Below are 20,166 nucleotides of genomic sequence, written 5' to 3' on the forward strand. Positions count from 1 at the left end.
CTTTCTAGCGTCCTTTTCCTTTTTCTTGAATCATTTCGATTCGGGTTTGAATTGACGTTTTCCTGTTTAGTTTTCAAAGACCGACTTCTCGCACCCCTTTTCGGTGCTCGCTTATAATATCAAATTCCTACTCTGCTGTCAACTACTTTTTTCCTTTTTATTCCCCTTTTTCTTCCCTCCCTTCTCCTTCTCCCTTCCCTTGTCTTTTTTTGCCTTCTTTCCCTTCACTTTTCTCCATATTTTTCAATGTGTTGCAAGGGAATTCTCTATGTTAGCCGATAAATGCTTTTTATCGCTCATGCAATACTATCCTATCGTAAATCTTTTCGATATTCTTTCTATGTTAGTTTTTTGCCGATCCAAACACGCACTCTTCATCGTGCTTAGATCGATCATGCCTGCGCTTGCTTCAGATATAACGAACACTGCGATCATCCAGACAAAACAATGCCAGTCTACCGCTTTCGCTTCCTAAAGCGCAGCCGCAGTCAATATCGATGATCCCTGCCTGCATCAGATCTTTTCGATTCGCCCAAATCCGATAAGGCTTCCCTTTTTGCAGATAAAGCGTCGGCGTATGTCCGTGAATCACGCAGCGATCTTCAAAAAAATCTGTCGTTTCCTCATAACGCTCCCATACCAAATGCACTGCTTCCACTTCTTCGCAGTTTGATAAATACAACACTTCTTCCTGTCGGTTTGGCAAAGGACATGCATGTACAAGATAATACCGCTGTTCCTTTACCGTTAAATTTGTGATCGCCAGCGGTAACTCGCGCAAATACAAATACAGCTGCTTTTGCCTTTCATCGCTTAACTGATAAAAAGCATGCAAAGTCGGCACATTTCCATTGCGATTCCACCTCTCTACCGCTTTTATCCGATTACACGCGCGAATATCTTTGAAATAACCGTAGTGCTCCTCGGCATATGACAGATATTCGACCATCATATGCTCATGATTGCCCATGATCAGTGTAACATGAGGGTTCTCCATGATTTCTTCCAAAATCCGGATCCCCTCTTTTCCTCGATCGATCACATCACCTAATATATAAAGATGATCTGTACCGTTTACAAGATCAAGGGCTTCACATGCCTTTTTGAATTTATCGTACAGTCCATGTATATCACTGACTACATATGTACCCATTGTATGATTTCCATCAAGCATCTTCCTAATATGAATCTGCGATGCTTTCCTTTCTTTCCTGCTTGCTTTTCTCAATAATAGGATAAAAGCAAGACTTTCATCAAAATCTTGCTTTTCGTTATACGCCTAAATGGCCCACTTTGCCGACATCGGCCGTTTCCTTCCGCGTTTTCCCGCAAATCGGATAATTCGGACATTTCTCATTGCAGGCCTCGCTGCTGATCGCCCGCAGCTTAGCGGGAATCAGCGAAGTGATCTCATCATCGTCATATCCAACCACAAACGTGCGCTCATCCAGTATGATCGGTCGTTTCATCACGGAAGGATTTTTCTGAATAAAAGCGATCAATTCTTTGGTCGATAAATCATCTATATTCATCTTCAATGCCTGAAACGGCTTACTTCTGGTCGAAATAATATCCTCGGTTCCATTCTCGCATCTGCTCAAGATATATTTGATCTCATCCTCTTTCAACAAGGTCGTAAAGATATTTTTTTCGACAAAAGGAAGATCGTTGTCTTTCAGCCATTGTTTTGCCTTCCGACAGCTTGCACAACCGGGCGATGTATATAACAATATCATTTGCACATCCTCCTGTTCTGATCGTAATCTTTTATTACAGTCTCTATTATATTCTATTTATCATTTTAATAAAAGCATAATTATCGATAATTTCTCTCCTGCGTCATTTTTCTGTTTTCGTTTGGCTTTTTTGCTTTATAATATACACGATAGGAGATGATGCTATGATACGAAATCAAGATGACTGGCTGACAGGACAAATCGATACGATCATCAAACTGCTGGCCCAATTATATTTTCAAGACAGTAAGGCGATCGCTTGCTTAGACGAATCTGAAAAACGAAACCTTTATCAGGAAGTCATGGCGCTTATGGAAAAGCAAGCCTATCAGCAGCTCAACCAGCTGCTTTTAGAAAAGGCCGAAACACGCAGCAAAGAAACGTTAAAGCTCGCCCTGCACATTTATGATCGGTTCAATCGATTATCTGATGAAGAATTAGAAAAAGGAGCATTTTCACACAATCGTTTATACGGCGCTGTGCAGGAACTGGAAAAAATTTATACAAATTTCTTTTTCTAGTTTTCTTTTCAAAATTTAATGCTATAATATAGCTAATTATTCGCAGAAGAAGCAAAAGTAGGTTGTTGTTATAAGCAAAGAGAGCTGATGGTCGGTGTAAATCAGCGTGAGGCAACAATACGAAGTGGGGCTTTGGAGAATCGACAGACGTCGCGGGCAACCGTTATCTTGAAAAGTGGCGGCAGTTTTGCCGCAAGTTGGGTGGTACCACGCACATGCGTCCCTTCGTATGGGGCGCTTTTTATTTTTTCAGGCGCTGTCTTGTTTGCGATCAATAAAGGAGGAATTTTATGAAACGCATGGTAAGCGGCATCAAGCCGACCGGAAAGCTGACCTTAGGCAATTATATTGGGGCAATCTCTCAATTCATCCAATATCAAGATGAATATGAAATGTTTATCTTTATCGCCAATCAGCATGCGATCACTGTTGCGCAGGATGCAAAAGAACTGCGGCAGAATACGAAAAATCTGATCGCTTTGTATTTGGCATGTGGATTGGATCCCAAAAAGGTAACGATGTTTTTGCAATCAGATGTACCGGCACATACTACTTTAGGCTGGGTCATGACCTGCAATTCTTATATTGGTGAATTAAACCGCATGACGCAATTCAAAGATAAAAGTGCAAAAGGTGAAGTGAATCTGACTGCCGGTCTTTATACTTATCCATCGCTGATGGCTGCGGATATTTTATTGTATGATGCGGACTATGTACCGGTCGGTGTTGATCAGAAGCAGCATGTGGAGCTGGCGCGTAATTTAGCCGAACGTTTTAACAACCGCTATTCGCCTACTTTTGTCGTACCGACACCCCTTACCCCAAAAATAGGCGCCAAGATTTATTCCCTGCAAAATCCACTGAAGAAAATGTCAAAATCTGAAGAAGATCCAAAAGGTACGATCGCTTTGCTAGATGAACCGGCGGTTGCCCGCAAAAAGATCATGTCGGCAGTCACTGATTCTTTTGCATGTATCGCCTATGATCCGCAGAAACAACCGGGTTTATCCAACCTGATTCAGATCTTATCTTGTTTGAGCCAAGAACCGATCGAGGAAATTGTAAAGCGCTATGAAGGAAAAGGCTATGGTGAACTGAAAAAAGAAGTCGGCGATACCGTTTATACATTCTTAGAACAGCTGCAGGCACGCTATCGCGCTATCATGGATAGCAATATCATCGAGGACATCCTTAAAGAAGGCGCGCAAAAGGCCAGCTTGATCGCCAACAAGAAAGTGGCAAAAGTACATCGCAAAGTCGGACTTTCTCTGTTTTGACGATCGATCGTTTCCGATCAGATCACATAAAAAGGAACGAAGCCACAATCTGACTGCATCGTTCCTTTTCTTATTAAATGAAATGCTTGAAAACACTGCTTTTTTACACGTTGAGATTGATGGAAATTCCCATCATCGGCGCCAACACATAGGCAAACAATAAAATTGCCACGCCTAAAATAATGCGGTAATAGCCAAATATCTTGAAATCATGACGGCGGATATAACTCAAAAGCATACGAATGGCAAATACAGATACGATGAAGGAAACCGCCATTGCCACAAGCAAGATCGTCATCTCTTCTCCGCTTGGGATCGGATTTCCATCCCACACATATTTGAAGATCTTTAAGCCGCTGGCACCCAGCATGACCGGAATGGCACAAAAGAAGGAAAATTCTGAAGCGATCTTGCGATCGGTGCCAAGCAATGACGCCCCTAAGATGGTCGCACCGGAACGAGAAGTACCCGGAATCATCGCCAACACCTGAAAAAAGCCGATTCCCAAAGATGTTTTTACATCAATTTCCGATAAACGCCGAATCACAGCATGGCGTTTTTTGCTTTCCATGACCAAAAACAACACGCCATATACGATCAGCATGATCGCAACCACCAAGGCATTCTGCATCTTGCTTTCGATCCAGTCATTCAAAAGCAGTCCCAATACCGCCGCCGGCAAGGATGCGATCAGCACCTTTTCCCAAAGCGTCCATGTCGCACGTCGTTCACTGATGCTTTTACGGCGAGAAAAAGGATTCAGCTTATGAAAATAAAGCAAAACCACCGCCAAGATCGATCCAAACTGGATCACTACCAGAAACAACCCCCAAAAGCGCGGGTTTTCCAGTGATAGTTCCATCGGCCATATACTGTTGAACAAGATCATATGACCGGTCGAACTGATCGGCAGCCATTCGGTAATGCCCTGAATGATCCCGATCAGCACTGTTTTTATCAATTCAACTATCATAACCATACCTCTTTATCTTATCATTGCTTATTGTACCATACCGACAGACGAGAATCTATGCCTTGCCTGTATCTTGTCAAAAGGTAAAATTCTCTCAACGCTGCCCTTGTTTCAAATATTCGGCAACATAGTCTTTGAAAACACGTCCGCGTTCTTCGTAGTTGGCGAACTGATCATAACTGGAAGTTGCCGGTGCAAGCAGGATCACATCGCCGCTTTGCGCCAAGGCAACAGCCTGATCAAAAGCTGCTTTCAGATCAGTTACCGTTTCCACATGGGTAAAGATTGGCACAAACTGATCTTTGATCATGCCATAGGCAAAACATTTTTTTACTTTGGCATCGTACTTGCGCAAAGAATCGTAGGAAATGCCTTTATCGTAGCCGCCCGCCAACAAGATCACATTGCCATCAAAGGAAGACAGCGCTGTTTCACATGCATCGGTATTGGTCGCTTTGGAATCATTGTAAAAACGGACGCCGTTTCGCTCTCCGCAAAATTCCAAGCGATGCTCAACACCTTCAAAAGCCGCAATTCCGTTTCTGATTTCCACAAGCGGTACTCCCATCTTATATGCCATACATGCGGCAACCATTGCATTCGCCAAATTATGCTTGCCGACAATTTGCAGAGAATCGATTGAAAACAACAACTGATCCCATAAATAAACCGCACCCTCTTTGACATACAGATCGACGTCTTGCCGCTCCAAAGAAAAATCAATGATCTTACAGGGAATCGCTTTGGCATAGCGCATCAGCGTCGCATCATCGACATTGCGCAGGAACCAGTCATCGCCGCTTTGATTCTGCATAATTTTCATTTTTGACGCATAATAGGCTTCTTCACTTTTCATATAGTCAAGGTGATCCGGTGCCAGATTGCATACGACCGACACAAGCGGATGAAAATCTTTGATGCCTAACAGCTGAAAGTTGCTTAATTCTATTGCGACATCAGCTGTTTCTTCGCCATGCGCCAATACGACTTCACTTAGCGCATAACCGATATTACCGGCCACCAGCGCATGATCCTTTTTACGCTTCAGCAGTGCATAAAGCAAGGAAGTGATCGTCGTCTTGCCATTGGTGCCGGTAACAGCACCGTATGTAAATCCCTTTGCATAATGATAAGCGATCTCTACCTCGGTATAGATGGGAACCTTTTTTTCGAGAAAGTAAGCAATGAATGGATTATGATAGGGAATCCCGGGATTTTTTACAAGATAGTCCCAGTCGATTTGCTTTAAGCTTTCCGGATGACCGCCATCTAATACCGTAATGCCCAACTGCTCCAGCTGTGCTTTTTGCGGGATCGGCTTTTGATCGGTGATCGTTACCGCTGCGCCCTTTTGTATTAAAAGGCGCGCGACCGCGTCCCCGCTTTTTCCACAGCCGACCACCAGTACCTTTGCTTTTTCTTCTTTCATCTTACATCACTCCAAACCAGCATCCGATCACGGCACAGATCAAGCCAAACGACCAAAACAACAGAACGACCTGCGTTTCCTTAAAACCGCTCAACTCAAAATGATGATGGATCGGCGCCATCTTAAATACTCTTTTCCGTGTCAATTTATAACTGGTAACCTGAATGACCACTGACAGTGTCTCAATCAAGAATACCGCCCCGATGATCAGCAGCAGCAATTCTTTTTTCAATACCATTGCACTGGCAGCCAAAAGTCCGCCTAAAGCCAAACTGCCGGTATCCCCCATAAAAATTTTAGCCGGATGTAAATTAAACTTCAAATATCCAAGCAGCGCTCCCGCTACCGCAAGCAGCAGCAGCGCCAAATCACTGTTTTTCTGTACCAGCGCAAATACGATATACGGTGCGATCGCGATCACGCTGCATCCGGCACACAATCCATCTAACCCATCGGTGAGATTAACCGCATTGCTTTCTGCAGTAAACATGATAAATACCAAAGCAAAATAGAAAATGCCCAGCTCCAGCGGTTCTTTTATAAACGGTAAATCAATGGCAGTCGATGCCATGCCCTGGTAAATGAAATAAAACAAAACAGCCAGCACGCTCTGCATCGCAAATTTTACCGCCGGTTTTAAGCCGTCGTTCTTCTTCTGTACAACGATCAGATAATCGTCGATAAAACCGATCAGCGCATATCCAAGATAAGCAAGCATCACGATCAGCACATCCAAAGAGAAAAACGCCTGATGATCCAGTATCGCCATTATCAACAGCGGCACGATCACAAACACGATTCCCCCCATGGTCGGGGTCCCGGTTTTCTTCATATGGGATTGCGGTCCTTCTTTGCGAATGCTTTGACCGAATTTGATCTTATGTAGAAAAGGAATCAAGATCGGCATAACACATAAAGTCGCCGCTAAACTGATTCCGAATGATAAAGCATATTTGATAAACATGGAAATCCTCCTTCCAAGATCCGCAGCACTGTTTCCTTATCACAATAGGGCAGCCGTTCCTGTTTTACCAACTGTACTTTTTCACTGCCTCTACCACAGATTAGTATTATATCATTTTTCTTAGCATTTGTAAGGGCATATTTGATGGCAAATTGACGATTTTCAATGACGACGCCGCGAAAGGATGGAAAAGCGATCATTTCCATGAGAATTTGCCAAGGCGCTTCTCCTCTTGGATTATCACTGGTGGCAATCACAACATCACTAAAAGCACAGGCGATCTGTGTCATTTCCCGCCGCTTGCCGGTATCACGCTCCCCACCGCAGCCAAATACGGTAATCATGCGCTGCTTTGCTTCTTTGAGCGCTTTTACATCATGAAGCAAGGAAGCCAAAGCACTGCTTGTATGGGCATAGTCGATGAGGATCATTTTTTCATCAGCCCTAAACAGTTCCATTCTTCCCTCTTTTCCCTGCAACAGAGGAATCTGCTTTTGTAATTGCCGATAGGATAAGCGTATGCTTCTGCCATAAGCGATGACCATTGCCAAATTATGAATTTGAAAAGCACCGATCAGCGGCGTTTGAAACAAATAACCGTTCAGTCGAAAACGGCTCCCCTTTAAGGTACAGGAAAGGGGCGTGATCTGCATATGTGCCCCATGTTCGCCGACCGTTATCAAATGAGGAATCTTAAATTGATCAATTTCTTTCATCTCCTCGCTGTCATGGAATACGATCATCGTTCCCTGCTCTTTCAAATACCAGCGCAGTGAAAACTTCGTATATCGATACTGCACTTTCGTAATATGATCATCTAAATGATCACTTGTAATAGAATTTAACAGCACGGTATCAAAGCGAAGCAAAGCGCATCTTCTCTGCATGATCGCCTGAGAAGAAACCTCCATCACCACATGCGTGATCTTTTGTTCTAACGCTTCATCCAGCAGTGAAAACAGCTTGCTGGCACAGGGCGTGGTGCGCTCGCTTGGATACTGTTTTCCATTAAAAGAAATACCATCTGTGCCGATCCACAAATACGGCACTTGATTCTCTTTCCAGAGCTGGGCGATCAAATGGGAAACACTGCTTTTCCCGTTGGTGCCACTGACCCCGACTAATGTGACCTGTTCCCATACTTTGCCATAAAGTGCTAACAGGATCGCTGCTTCATAGTGATCGATTCGATCACAGTACACGACTTTTTTATGATCCAAAGCATCTTTTCCGAGGATTTCCCGCTTCTCACAGAGAACCACACCGCCCTGCCGCAGCACTTCTTCCATAAATACACCGCCGTGTACATGAGCGCCTGCCTTTGCCAGAAAAAGCCATCCCGACTTCACTTCCCGATGTGACTGGGTAACACCTTGGATCTTTGTTTCATCACCGCCTGATAAATTGAGATGTTTCATCAGTTCATGAAAATGAATCTTCTTCAAGATATAACCACACCTTTCCCCCTTCATTCAGTGTCGTTCCGGCTTGCGGCAGCTGGGCGATGACCGTATCTCCTTCACCGATCCATTCCAGTACCAGTCCTTCCTGTTTGATCTCTTCTTTCTTTTTTCCGATGAGATTTGGCACTTCGATCTCGACTGGATCCAGCCAGATCTTCTTCTTCGGAATCTGCTCGCTTACTTTTTCCACTTCCAGATAAGGCAAAATATCTTCATAGCAGGCTTTGACCACCGGCGCTACCACAGTACCTCCATATTGCACATCGTTATCCGGCGCATCGACCGCAACATATAAAACGATCTTCGGATCGTTCATCGGCGCCGCAGAAAGAAAAGATAAGATATATTCATTGGCCATATAAACGCCGTTTTCCGCCTTTTGTGCCGTTCCGGTTTTCCCGCCGATCTGATAGCCCTTGATATAGGACGGTTTTCCTCCCCCATTTGCAACGACGCTTTCCAGCGCATAGCGCATCAGATCACTGGTTTCTTTAGAAATAACCTGATCGACAGCTTTCGGCTTGATTTCCTCAATGATCTCTCCGGTAGCAGGATCTTGTATGGCTTTGGTAATATGCGGTTCATATAACGTTCCGCCGTTTACGATCGCACTGAAGGCGCGCACCAACTGGATCGGTGTTACCGAAATGCCCTGTCCGAACGCTACGGTTGCCTGCTCGACTTCGCCCATCGCTTCTTTTTCAAACATGATCCCGGTGCTCTCTCCCGGTAAATCGACATTTGTCTTGTTACCAAAACCAAATTTCATTACATATTCGTAAAGGTGATCCAGTCCCATGCGCCGCGATATTTCTACAAAGCCCGGATTCGATGAATTCTCCAGCACTTGTAAAAAGGTCTGTAATCCATGACCGCCGGCTTTCCAGCTCTTGATCCGGGCACCGCCGACCATTTCATAACCACGGTCGTAATAGGTATCCTGAAACATATCGAACAATTTTAGGTCCAGCGCGCTCGCAAATGTAACTGACTTAAATGTGGAACCGGGTTCAAAGCTTTTCCAGATCGGCAGATTGCGATTGATGATCGTATTCTCGTAATTCTGATAATCATTCGGGTCAAAATCAGGCTTGGATACCATTGCCAATATTTCACCGTTATTGGGATCCATCGCGATTGCCAACGCTTCTTTGGGATGATAACGCTTCATCAAATTATTCATTTCCCGCTCGACGATATCTTGGATATTCGCATCGATCGTCAAAACGACATCCATCCCCTTTCCCGATGCTTCATAGGTTTCATCATAAAGATCGACCTGATTCCCTTTGGCATCAAAAGGAATTTGCAAAGCGCCTTTTTTCGCACCCAGTATCTCCTCATACTGTAATTCTAAACCGGCTAAGCCTTGATTATCGATCCCGGTAAAGCCCAGTACCTGTGCCAGATAGCTGTGATTGGGGTAATAGCGCTGGCTGTCTTGAATCAAATAAACACCGTCTAGATCCGCATTTTCCAGCTTCACTGCGGCTTCATCGCTGATGAGCCTGCCTTCCGGCTGTAATTTCTGCGTGGAGACATGGTTGGTGATCTTTTCATAGATCGCATCCGCATCTGCCTCTAAGATATCCGCCAAAACGGCAGCTGTTTGCTTCGGCTCTTTGATCTGAGCCGGTACGACCATGACACTGGTAGAAGGAATATCATAAGCCAATGCCGTCCCATTGCGATCTAAAATAGCACCGCGTCGTCCCGCAACCGGAAAATCTCTCTGCCATAAATTCATCGCTTTTTCCATCGTAAAATCCTGATGAACGATCTGTTCATAGCCTAGCTTCAATAAAATGGCCCCAAAGATCAGACAAGCACAGATAAAGATGATATGAATTCTTTTTTCGATACGGTTTGCGATCATGCTCCACCTCATAGTTACTATATGAACAACAGTTGTTATTTAGAAACCATAGATCATTTCAATTCTGTCATTCTTCTATCAGCTTCATCATGCTTATCTGTCATGATTTCCTCTTAAAAACGATGATCTCTCTAAATAGAAAAAAGCGGAAACCTCCGCTTTTTCTATCAATTCCATACGACTAATTTAAGGTAACCGAAATATCACTTTCCGAATTGATGGTAGCGCCCTGCGCTACACTTTGCGCCGTTACCGATCCGCTGCCCGACACCTTGATTTCGATGCCGGTCAATTCTTGGAAGGTCATCACATCCTTCAATGTCCAGCCGTTCATATTCGGCATAACGATATTATCACCTTCGGTAACCACAAAAATATTTTGTTTGGTGATGATCGCTTCCTGCGCTTTCGGATACTGTTTTACCACACTGCTGCCATTACCGATCATCACGATGTTTACATCCATTCCCTCTAGTTTTTGATTGGCATAGTCAAGAGAATGATTGACGATTGCAGGCATGCTGTACTCTTGCCAATTCGTATAACTGTTATCGGATTCATCATGGGTCACACCACCCATCGCATTGACCGCTACTAACGCTTCACGAAATGCCTGTTTGAAATTATCGCCGGTATAAGTCAAATACTGATCGCTTTCAAAAGCGTAATACATCATGATCTTCGGATCATCTTTCGGCGCCGCCGCCATGACGGAATTGATATAAACGCTCGCGTTATACTTGCCGTTCTCCGCAATTTCCGCTGTTCCGGTTTTCGCAATTACCCGCACATCATCCATCGCATATTTACGGCCGGTTCCATCCTCTGAATTGACGACCGCATCCAGCAGTTCTACCATCTGTGCCGCTGTATCGGCGGTGATCGGTTCTCCGGTTATTTCCGTTTTTCCTTTATACAGCACTTCGCCGTTATAAGGATTCACTACACTGTCGATATAGTAAGGCTTTACCATTTTTCCTTCATTAAAAATAGCGGAATATGCCTGCATCAGCTGTAAGGCGGTAACTGATGAACCTTGTCCAAATCCGGTCGTCAATTTTTCTACCGGATAGGTAAAGTTCTTTTCTCCGGTTCCCTCAGATACACCGTAAACACCGACTTCTTTGAAAAAGCCGAAACGATCCAAATAGCTTTCAAACACATCCGGATCCAGATAATCCGCAAGCAGCTGACAAATAGCCGTATTTGCGGAATAAGTCAGCGCCTTGTCAAAACTGATCATGCCCCAGTTTTTTCCCAGCGCGTCATGAATGGACCAATAGCCGGGCTGCGCTTCATTCGTACGAACGATATCATCGTTCTCCGCATCATAATACCAGTTAAAAGTACCGGTCTGCACCAAAGCATCACCGTCATATACGCCCTCATTGATCGCCGCGGCATAAGTAAACGCCTTCATGACCGATCCCGGTTCAAAATTGAAGCTGCTTGGCAGATCCAGATAGCTTTCAATGTCTTCTTTCTCATTCAGATCAAACGTCGGATAACCGCTCCAGCCTAAGATCCGTCCGGTCTCGCATTCCATAATGATCGCCCATGCCCGTTTACAGTTAAAGTCGGTCATCGTCTGTGCCAATGCACTCTCTAGCGCCAACTGGACATTTTTATCCAGTGTCAGATTGACATCATTGCCATCTACCGCTTGCTTTTCCACATATTTACTGCCGAGCTGAGCGCCGCTGATCGTCTGTTTATATCGTTCAATACCGTTGACACCTTTTAATTTCTGATCCATAAAAGCCTCTAAGCCCATTTGTCCGACCTGTCGGTTTTCATTTTCATCATAGGTCGCAAAGCCGATCAGCGTCGATGCGAACTTGCCGCTTGGATAATAGCGAACACTTGATTTGGAAAACTCGATGCCCGGCAGCTCCAGTGATTCGATTTCCTCTTTGACCGCTGATTTCAAATTACGCCCGCGCGCGCCGAATTCCGTCTGATACTGATCATGATCGATCGCCCTTTGCAGGATCGAGGCGATCTCCGTTTCTTCCATATTCAAATAAGGCGCCAGCTGTTTGGCGGTTTTATCAACATTTTTCACATACTGAATTTCATCACCGCTTTTGCGGCTGGAGCTGACTATGGCATAGATGGAGTATGTTTCCAGATCCTCGGCAATGGTATTGCCATTTCGATCTTTGATCTTACCGCGGTCCGCCACTACTTCATTGATCTGATTTTCTGCACCGGTCCAGCTTTCTTTGATATTGACGCCGCTGCGCAGATGCGTCCCGGTCGCCATCGTATAGATCGCATTGCCAACGACCAATGAACAAGCGATCGCAATGACTGACATGATCCAGACGATTTTTCGATTTGCACGTTTCATTTGTCTACCTCCTTGGCAATGGAAAATGAGAAAGGAAAAGATGTACATCCTTTCCTTTTTGATTATTTTACAATGCTTCTTTGCTATGTACAAGTATTGTTTATCACATATTTTTTCAGTAATTTGTTATTCTTCGCTGCCGATGATCACGACATTGTCCTGGTTGGTCTGTAAACCCTGATCCTTGGCTTGTGCCAAGATGCGATCACGTGCCCGCAGCTGTTCCACTTCTACCCGCAGCGCTTCTTTTTCTTCTTTTACATCGCTGATTTCTTTTTCATAATCTGCGGCTGTTTTACCAAGATTGACGTTATAGGATTTCAAAAAGATCGATGAGCCTAGATAAAGCAACAGCGAAACCATGAATAACAGGGTCGCCATCGATTCGAATTTTAATTTTCTTCTGTTTTTGTTTTTCTTTACAATCTTTGCCATCTTATTTGATCCTTTCTATTACCCGCAGTTTTGCGGAATGCGCCCGATTATTTGCCTCTTGTTCCTGCAAATCGGGAGTGATCGGCTTGCGGGTAACGAGCCGATAAGGCTTTGCTTCTATTTGCGCAGGAAGAAGCGGGATACGTTTATCGACCTTGTCGGCCGCTCCATAACGCTTAAATGTTTCTTTGACGATGCGATCTTCCAAGGAATGAAAGGTGATGACCGCCAATCTGCCGCCGGGTGCCAGCAGAGAAAGCGCCGCATGCAGTCCTTCTTCCAGCTGCTTCAACTCATCATTTACTTCGATGCGGATCGCCTGAAAGATCCGTTTTGCAGGATGCCCTTTCTTATTCAGCACTTTGGCTGGCAGAGCGGATTTTATGACTTCCACTAATTCAAAGGTTGTTTCGATCGCTTTTTGTTCTCTTTGTTTTTCGATTCTTTTCGCAATCACCTTGGCAAACGGTTCTTCACCATAGCGATAAAAAATACGTACCAGCTCTTCATATGGATAGGTATTGACGACATCATATGCACAAAATGACTGGCTTTGATCCATACGCATGTCCAAAGGCGCGTCAAAACGATAGGAAAAACCGCGTTTTGCTTCATCAAATTGCGGCGAGCTGACACCAAGATCCAATAACATGCCGTCGATCTGCGTGACACCGTTTTCCGCCAGCACTTCTTTTACCTGTGCAAAAGTCGCATGGATCAGCGTAAAGTTACTGCCGATCGCCGCTAACCGCGCTTCACTTTCGATAATCGCGCTTTGATCACGATCGATCGCGTAAAGATGTCCTTGCGGGATCCGTTTCAAGATCTCACTGCTGTGTCCGCCGCGCCCCAGCGTACCGTCCACATAAATGCCGTCAGCTTTGATCTGCAGCTGTTCCATGCAGGCGTTTAATAAAACCGATATGTGCTTTGTCATAGGAACTCCGTCAGGCTTTCCGCCATTTCTTCAAAGTTATCGGCATTGTCCGCATTCAACTGTTCCCATACGTTCTTCGCCCAGATTTCGACCCGATTTCCGGTTCCGGTGATGATACACTCCTTTTCCAGATGGGCAATCTGGATCAACGATGCGGGGATCAAGATCCGGCCCTGTGCATCCAGTTCGCACTGTGCCGCTTTGCTGGTTACCATACGCACGTACATACGCGCTTCTTTTTTCGTCGTAGGCAAAAGCATCAGTTTTTCGTAAAGCAGCTTCCACTGTTCCATCGTATAAACACAAAGGCAGCCGTCTAAGCCACGCGTTACCATCATCGTATCGCCCAGATCTTCACGAAACTTAGCGGGGATGATCAAACGCCCTTTGGCATCGATGTTGTGTCCATATTCACCAATGAGCATCTAATCCCTCCACTTTCTACCACTTTCTACTACTTCGTACCACAATTATAACTGATTTCCTGTTATTTGTATAGGGGGGAAACAGAATTTCCTTTTCTTTTTTCGACATTTTTTGTATTACTTTTTCCATAAATTGTAAAATTAAAACAAAAAGCAGAAGGAACTGTGCCCTTCTGCCGATAAACATCGCTTTTAATTAAAACAAACTCATCTGATTTTCTTCCTGTAAACCGCTTAATACACCCATCGCTTCCATCTTTTTCGCCAGCGTACCGTTTAACAAAGTGCGGTCCATTAAATCCTGCTTTGACAAGAACGCACCTTTCTGACGCGCTTCCACGATGCTCAAGGCAACGCTTTCGCCAAGTCCATCAATGCTAGTAAAGGAAGGAATGATGACATTTTGATCAGCCGGATCGACCACGAACGTCGTTGCCTCTGACTTTTCAAGCGAGATATTGCCGAAGCGATACCCGCGCAGCACCATTTCCAATGCCAGCTCTAAACAAGTATAGATATCTTTTTCTTTCTTGGTTACTTCATTTTTGTATTCTGAATTCAGCTTTGCCGTGATTTCTTCCATACGTGAACGAATGGCCGCTTCGCCCTTGATCATCGTTTCAATCTCATAGGCATCACAGCGGATCGAGAAAAACATGCAGTAGTAATACTGCGGCTTATGCACCTTGAACCAAGCGATCCGCACTGCCATCATGACATAGGCGACCGCATGTCCTTTCGGGAACATGTACTTGATCTTCAAACAGGAATCAATGTACCAATCCTCTACGCCGCACGCCTTCATTTCCGGGATCCATTCCTCTTTTAAGCCTTTTCCCTTACGCACGCTTTCCATGATCGTAAAAGCGAGCTTTGGCGCCAATCCTTTATGAAGCAGATAAACCATGATGTCATCACGACAGCCAATCACACTTTTTAACGTGCAGGTACCGCTGTCGATCAAATCCTTGGCGTTGCCCAACCAAACATCTGTCCCATGTGACAAACCGGATAGTTTTACCAATTCTTCAAAGGTCGTCGGACGAGTCAATTCCAAAATACCGCGGACAAACGGCGTTCCAAATTCCGGCAAGCCGGCTGCTCCGGTTACTTCGTTTGTTTTAGAAGTATCCATCTTTAAGGCTTCTACTCCGGAAAAGATGCTCATCGTTTCCGGATCATTCATCGGAATGCTCTTTGGATCTACCCCGCTCATGCGCTCCAGCAATTTCATCGCGGTTGGATCGACATGCCCTAAAATATCGAATTTCAAAACATTGTCATGAATGTCATGGAATTCAAAGTGAGTCGTTTTCCATTCCGCAAACGGGTTGTTGGCGGGATACTGGACCGGAGTAAAATCGTGCACATCCATATCAAGCGGAATCACGATGATGCCGCCGGGATGCTGCCCGGTCGTACGCTTCACCCCTTCACAGCCCTTCGCCAGACGCAGCTCTTGGGCTCTTCTCAGCATTCCTTCTTTGCCCATTTCCTCTTCATAACGCTTGACATAGCCAAACGCCGTCTGCTGGGCGACCGTACCGATCGTGCCGGCGCGAAATACATGATCCTCACCAAATACTTCTTTCGTATAAGCATGTGCATACGGCTGATAATCGCCGGAGAAATTCAAATCGATATCCGGTACTTTGTCGCCTTCAAAACCTAAGAAGGTCTCAAATGGAATATCCTGCCCATCACCGCGAATGGTAGCACCGCAAACAGGACATTTTTTATCCGGCAGATCAAAACCGGAAGCAACGCTGCCATCGGTAAAAAACTCCGAATAATGACAGTGTGGACAGACATAGTGCGGCGGCAGCGGATTGACTTCGGTGATCTCTGCCATCGTTGCGACGAAAGAAGATCCTACCGATCCTCTGCTCCCTACCAAATAACCGTCATTTAATGATTTTTTCACCAATAAATGTGAAATGTAGTAAACGACATAAAAGCCATGCCCGATGATGCTCTTTAATTCCTTTTCCAGACGTTTTTCGACGATTTCCGGCAATGGGTCGCCGTAAATGCGATAAGCGTTTTCATAGCATAGTTTTTTCAGCTTTTCATCGGATCCTTCCATATCAGGAGGATACAGGCGATCTTTCACCGGATAGATCATTTCGATCTGATCGGCAATCTTGCGGGTATTGGTCACGACCATCTCGTAGGCCTTCGTTTCTCCTACCCACGCAAAAGCTTTCAACATCTCATCCGTGGTTAAAAAGTGCTGCTTAGGCGTTTCCAGCTTCCGCCTTTTTTCTGTATTGTAGATGTAAAGCGGATGGCGGGCGCCGCCGATTGCCTGTGATGAAATATAGATATCGCGGATCATTTTTTCACTTGGATGCACATAATGCGCATCACCGGTTGCCACCAGCGTTTTTCCCAGCGCATCGGCACAGTCGATGATATCCCGCAGCATCGCATAAAGACGATCCATATCGGCCATCTTATTGGTTTCCACCAAATGCTTATAGCAGTCGATTGGCTGAATCTCTACATAATCGTAAAATTGCATCGCTTCTTTTAACTGGGGAAGTTCTCGCGTTGTAGCCAGATCAAATATTTCCCCGTTCAAACAGCTGGTACCGATCAAAAGATTCCCATTGCGGCGGCGCTTTTCAATTTCAAAGCGCGGGATGCGCGGCTCTGCCACCACATTATCGACATTTTTACCGTTATAAGCCAGATAGTTGCAGTGAGACAAAGTGACCAGTTCAAACAGTTCTTTTAAGCCTGCGGCGTTTTTTGCCAAAATCGTTACATGCTTTTTACGCACTTTATTAAAACACTGTTCACTTTGCATATTCTGCAGATCCTTTAAGGTCTTGATCTCTTTCAGATCATTCAACATATGCAGATATACTTGTGCCAATACCTGTGCATCATAGTCGGCACGATGGGCGACATCTTCATCATAACGGATCCCATAGCCATGTGCGATCTGTCCCAGCCGATAACCGCGCCGATCACTTTGCAAAGAACGCGCCAGATCCAGCGTATCGATGACCGGATTTTGTAATGGCTCCCGTCCCATGCGAATGAGCGCATCATTGAGGAAATTCACGTCGAAACCCGCATTGTGCGCCACTAAAATGCGGTCGCCGATAAAGTCCAGTATCTGATCGATCGCCGCTTCGATAGAAGGCGCATCTTTCACGTCTTCCTCGGTAATATTGGTCAGTGAAATCGTAAAAGCGGATAAGCGCTGCGGCGGTTTGATGAACAGCTGCAGTTCTTTGACGATCGTGCGATCTTTTACGATCTGTCCGCCAAATTCAATGATATGATCATAGCGAGATGACAAACCGGTCGTTTCCAAGTCAAAGACACAGTATTCCCCTTTTTCCAGTTCGGTGTCATCGGCATTGCGCACGATTTGTAACTGGGGATCGACCATATTCATCTCAATGCCGTAAATCATCTTGAACGGCTTTTCTCTGCCTTTGTTGATGGCGCTCACGCAATGCTGAGCCTTTGGAAATGCCTGAACGACCATATGATCGGTACAGGCGATCGCATCCATTCCCCAGGCATCGGCCTGTTTGATAAATTCTTCGATGTTGCAGACGCCGTCCATTTCGGAAAGCTTGGTATGCACATGCAGTTCAACGCGTTTTTCTTTCGCCTGATCCTGCCGCTTCACTTCTTCGATTTCCATGATCGCATCCGGCGTCATGACGAGTTCTCGGGCAAAGGTGTCATATTCCGCTCTGCCATACACATCAATATAACTGCCGGTCTTGATCTTTTCCAGTTCTTCACGGGTCAAAGAACCGCGTTCAAATCGCTTTACAACGATCGCATCGCTGTCATCGCCGACCCAAAGCGTCTGAATGCACTTGCCGCTGCGCAGTTCTCTGATCTCACTGTCGAAAACTTTTCCGCGGATCCGGATCCCGTTTCCCGCTTCTTTGATTTCCGCAATTTGATAAGGAGTATATTGGTCTAACGCCCGTTTCCCCTTCGGCTTGTAGTATTTCGGCTTACTTTCCATGACCGGTGCCGGCTTTGGGGCTTCCGTCTTTCCTTTTACGGTCATGACTTCCATATGTAATTTTAATTCTTCGATCGCGCTTTCCATCTGGATCCCGCATTTTTTCAAAAACGCATCTAGGTGGTGGCGATTCAGCACCGCTTGATCACGCTTCTGCGCATCCGCGATACGATATACGATAAAGCGTTCTTCGACTGCCGGCAGCACTTCATCAAAGATGCGGTACTGTGGATGTAAGGATACAAAATATCCGATATACTCTTTTAATTCCAGCAAGGTGCAGATCCCTTCCTCACAGGTCAGGGTCAAGTCGATCTGACAGCGCGTTGCTAAGCGCAGTTTGTGAAGCAGCGATTCATACAGGGAAAAAGGGAGCACATGTTTTAGTTTCATGTTGAGTTCCAGCACTTTGCTTTTATGCTTCAAGATCGGATTCATCGTAAAAACGGCTTCTTCAAAGCCCGGATATGCCGCAAGCTGCGGATCGATCTTTTGTAAGATTTCGGTTGCTTTCAGTTCCATAACACGCCTCATTTCCAAGTATGTTTATTCTACCATTTTTTTGAGTATAAAAAAAGCAAAAGGAAAAAGAATTTACGGCTGATGCTGCTCGTGTATATAAGGGGAAGTTCCATTCAAAAATGGAGCAGATGCTTCGGTTGGATCGCTGGGAACGTATTTCGGGATAGAAGCGCGGTGTTATTTACTTTTTAGGTTTGTGATATTTTTGATCTGAATGGAATAGGTGCCATCGGCAGCTTCAATGATCTCAAACTTAGCCGGCTGGGAAAGGTATTCCAACGGCAAGGTAATTTCAATTTCCGCATCGGCAAGCAGTTTCTGGACTTTATTGCTTTTTGCCAAGCGGCAATGCGCGGTTGATACCTTAGCGGCGATCCCAGCATTTTTTACTTCTTCGACAAATAAATCTTTGGCATAAGGCACTTCCTGAAAAAGGACTTCCGCAACCTCGGCAACGGCGATCTCGCTTTGTGCTTCCACTGCTTCTTTCATCATCTGCTTCATCTTCGGCAATACTTTGACAACATCCATATCATATTTTTCGCTCATCGTTTTACCGACGGTTTCCATCACTTTCTGCGTTTCTTCAAATGAAGGGGCAGTTGTGGCTTGTAAATAGCGTGATGCCAGCAGTGTCGTTTCCTTCCCTTGCCATTCGCTTTTTTCTTCTAACACATATAGTGTGAAATCAGATAATTCTATTACAAAAACAAAGTCAGTTTTCAAGATTCCGTTTGGCAGTACCGTTGTTTCATACAATACGTTGTTCTGCTCTTGATCCGGATAGCAGGTCATCGCCGACTGATAGTTTTGGTCGATTCCGATCAAATAACGACGGCCTTCTTCTACGATTTCCGAAATCAGAAAGGCACTGTCTTCATAGCGGGCACATTCTGATTTTTCCGCATATAAGTGTTCTGCCATCCATGTGGAAAACGCATCAAAGGAAATTGTCTTATCACGATACTGCCGCAGCCTCTCTAAAAAAAGCGAGTTTTCTTGGAAGCTGCCCTGCTTGCGTTTGCGGGCACCGAGCGCTTTGCTTAATTTCCGTTCAAGGAAGGCAGCGGTCTTTTCTTCTTTGATGGGCAGCGGTGCTTGGGCACAGACAAGTGTTTGTGAAGCGGTATTTAATAGATGCAACATGCTGTGTTCGATCTGCATGAAATCCCTCCTGTTTTTTCATTTTTCCATCTTATCAGGTTTGGGTTACTTTTGCCAGTGTTTTCTTGTCTCTATGTCCATAAAAGCA

General features: G+C 45.0%; 15 protein-coding genes and 1 other annotated feature. Of the genes, 2 read left to right on the forward strand and 13 right to left on the reverse strand.

All coding sequences use genetic code 11. The features are described 5' to 3' along the window. Positions 1 to 409: 409 nt before the first annotated feature. Together C1712_RS00550 and spx are read right to left on the reverse strand one after the other, a co-directional pair. Positions 410 to 1,153 (reverse strand): metallophosphoesterase, encoded by a 744-nt coding sequence (locus C1712_RS00550; protein WP_180963026.1) that lies wholly within the window; start codon positions 1,151 to 1,153, stop codon positions 410 to 412. 118 nt (positions 1,154 to 1,271) lie between these two features. Further along, the gene (gene spx, locus C1712_RS00555; protein WP_102265872.1) at positions 1,272 to 1,736 is read right to left on the reverse strand and encodes a transcriptional regulator Spx; all 465 of its coding nucleotides are present in this window, start codon (positions 1,734 to 1,736) and stop codon (positions 1,272 to 1,274) included. Between the two features lie 164 nt (positions 1,737 to 1,900). Between spx and C1712_RS00560 the strand changes: the two genes are divergently transcribed. Further along, positions 1,901 to 2,257 (forward strand): DUF6483 family protein, encoded by a 357-nt coding sequence (locus C1712_RS00560; RefSeq protein ID WP_102265874.1) that lies wholly within the window; start codon positions 1,901 to 1,903, stop codon positions 2,255 to 2,257. A gap of 34 nt (positions 2,258 to 2,291) precedes the next feature. Further along, positions 2,292 to 2,485 (forward strand) — a binding site (T-box leader). A gap of 62 nt (positions 2,486 to 2,547) precedes the next feature. After that, positions 2,548 to 3,534 (forward strand): tryptophan--tRNA ligase, encoded by a 987-nt coding sequence (gene trpS, locus C1712_RS00570; RefSeq protein WP_102265878.1) that lies wholly within the window; start codon positions 2,548 to 2,550, stop codon positions 3,532 to 3,534. Between the two features lie 103 nt (positions 3,535 to 3,637). On the opposite strand, the gene C1712_RS00575 is transcribed toward trpS, so the two are convergent. From C1712_RS00575 to C1712_RS00625, 11 genes are all read right to left on the reverse strand, one after another. After that, on the reverse strand, positions 3,638 to 4,507 hold the full coding sequence (locus C1712_RS00575; protein WP_102265880.1) for an undecaprenyl-diphosphate phosphatase: 870 nt from the start codon (positions 4,505 to 4,507) through the stop codon (positions 3,638 to 3,640). Positions 4,508 to 4,601: 94 nt separating this feature from the next. Then, positions 4,602 to 5,936, reverse strand: a complete 1,335-nt coding sequence (gene murD / locus C1712_RS00580) for a UDP-N-acetylmuramoyl-L-alanine--D-glutamate ligase (RefSeq protein ID WP_102265882.1) — start codon at positions 5,934 to 5,936, stop codon at positions 4,602 to 4,604. 1 nt (position 5,937) lies between these two features. Continuing rightward, complete coding sequence (mraY, locus tag C1712_RS00585; protein WP_102265884.1) at positions 5,938 to 6,900, reverse strand: phospho-N-acetylmuramoyl-pentapeptide-transferase; 963 nt, start codon at positions 6,898 to 6,900, stop codon at positions 5,938 to 5,940. Beyond that, positions 6,861 to 8,345: a Mur ligase family protein gene (locus C1712_RS00590; RefSeq protein ID WP_180963027.1), complete on the reverse strand. Its 1,485-nt coding sequence runs from the start codon at positions 8,343 to 8,345 to the stop codon at positions 6,861 to 6,863. Before C1712_RS00590 ends, mraY begins: the two co-directional genes overlap by 40 nt. Then, positions 8,323 to 10,239 carry a penicillin-binding transpeptidase domain-containing protein gene (locus C1712_RS00595; protein ID WP_102265888.1) on the reverse strand — a complete coding sequence of 639 codons (1,917 nt, stop codon included), beginning with the start codon at positions 10,237 to 10,239 and terminating at the stop codon, positions 8,323 to 8,325. The genes C1712_RS00590 and C1712_RS00595 overlap by 23 nt, the downstream gene beginning before the upstream one ends. A 181-nt stretch (positions 10,240 to 10,420) precedes the next feature. Then, positions 10,421 to 12,592 (reverse strand): penicillin-binding protein, encoded by a 2,172-nt coding sequence (locus C1712_RS00600; protein ID WP_180963028.1) that lies wholly within the window; start codon positions 12,590 to 12,592, stop codon positions 10,421 to 10,423. A gap of 126 nt (positions 12,593 to 12,718) precedes the next feature. After that, on the reverse strand, positions 12,719 to 13,027 hold the full coding sequence (locus tag C1712_RS00605; RefSeq protein ID WP_102265892.1) for a cell division protein FtsL: 309 nt from the start codon (positions 13,025 to 13,027) through the stop codon (positions 12,719 to 12,721). A gap of 1 nt (position 13,028) precedes the next feature. Beyond that, complete coding sequence (gene rsmH / locus C1712_RS00610; RefSeq protein WP_102265894.1) at positions 13,029 to 13,964, reverse strand: 16S rRNA (cytosine(1402)-N(4))-methyltransferase RsmH; 936 nt, start codon at positions 13,962 to 13,964, stop codon at positions 13,029 to 13,031. Next, complete coding sequence (gene mraZ, locus C1712_RS00615; RefSeq protein WP_102265896.1) at positions 13,961 to 14,389, reverse strand: division/cell wall cluster transcriptional repressor MraZ; 429 nt, start codon at positions 14,387 to 14,389, stop codon at positions 13,961 to 13,963. The genes rsmH and mraZ overlap by 4 nt, the downstream gene beginning before the upstream one ends. A gap of 196 nt (positions 14,390 to 14,585) precedes the next feature. Then, positions 14,586 to 18,914 (reverse strand): PolC-type DNA polymerase III, encoded by a 4,329-nt coding sequence (locus C1712_RS00620; protein WP_102265898.1) that lies wholly within the window; start codon positions 18,912 to 18,914, stop codon positions 14,586 to 14,588. A gap of 177 nt (positions 18,915 to 19,091) precedes the next feature. Further along, on the reverse strand, positions 19,092 to 20,078 hold the full coding sequence (locus C1712_RS00625) for a nucleoid-associated protein (protein ID WP_102265900.1): 987 nt from the start codon (positions 20,076 to 20,078) through the stop codon (positions 19,092 to 19,094). Positions 20,079 to 20,166: the final 88 nt, after the last annotated feature.

Origin of the sequence: Massilicoli timonensis, assembly GCF_900199515.1 — a bacterium.
Taxonomy (GTDB): Bacteria; Bacillota_I; Bacilli_A; order Erysipelotrichales; family Erysipelotrichaceae; genus Massilicoli; species Massilicoli timonensis.

Excerpts from the sequence above, each read along its gene's own strand:
- trpS (WP_102265878.1), top strand. The coding sequence starts at position 2,548 with ATGAAACGCATGGTAAGCGGCATCAAGCCGACCGGAAAGCTGACCTTA.
- mraY (WP_102265884.1), bottom strand. The coding sequence starts at position 6,900 with ATGTTTATCAAATATGCTTTATCATTCGGAATCAGTTTAGCGGCGACT.
- mraZ (WP_102265896.1), bottom strand. The coding sequence starts at position 14,389 with ATGCTCATTGGTGAATATGGACACAACATCGATGCCAAAGGGCGTTTG.
- rsmH (WP_102265894.1), bottom strand. The coding sequence starts at position 13,964 with ATGACAAAGCACATATCGGTTTTATTAAACGCCTGCATGGAACAGCTG.
- C1712_RS00575 (WP_102265880.1), bottom strand. The coding sequence starts at position 4,507 with ATGATAGTTGAATTGATAAAAACAGTGCTGATCGGGATCATTCAGGGC.
- C1712_RS00550 (WP_180963026.1), bottom strand. The coding sequence starts at position 1,153 with ATGGGTACATATGTAGTCAGTGATATACATGGACTGTACGATAAATTC.
- C1712_RS00595 (WP_102265888.1), bottom strand. The coding sequence starts at position 10,239 with ATGATCGCAAACCGTATCGAAAAAAGAATTCATATCATCTTTATCTGT.
- spx (WP_102265872.1), bottom strand. The coding sequence starts at position 1,736 with ATGATATTGTTATATACATCGCCCGGTTGTGCAAGCTGTCGGAAGGCA.
- C1712_RS00625 (WP_102265900.1), bottom strand. The coding sequence starts at position 20,078 with ATGCAGATCGAACACAGCATGTTGCATCTATTAAATACCGCTTCACAA.
- C1712_RS00605 (WP_102265892.1), bottom strand. The coding sequence starts at position 13,027 with ATGGCAAAGATTGTAAAGAAAAACAAAAACAGAAGAAAATTAAAATTC.
- C1712_RS00600 (WP_180963028.1), bottom strand. The coding sequence starts at position 12,592 with ATGAAACGTGCAAATCGAAAAATCGTCTGGATCATGTCAGTCATTGCG.
- C1712_RS00620 (WP_102265898.1), bottom strand. The coding sequence starts at position 18,914 with ATGGAACTGAAAGCAACCGAAATCTTACAAAAGATCGATCCGCAGCTT.
- C1712_RS00560 (WP_102265874.1), top strand. The coding sequence starts at position 1,901 with ATGATACGAAATCAAGATGACTGGCTGACAGGACAAATCGATACGATC.
- murD (WP_102265882.1), bottom strand. The coding sequence starts at position 5,936 with ATGAAAGAAGAAAAAGCAAAGGTACTGGTGGTCGGCTGTGGAAAAAGC.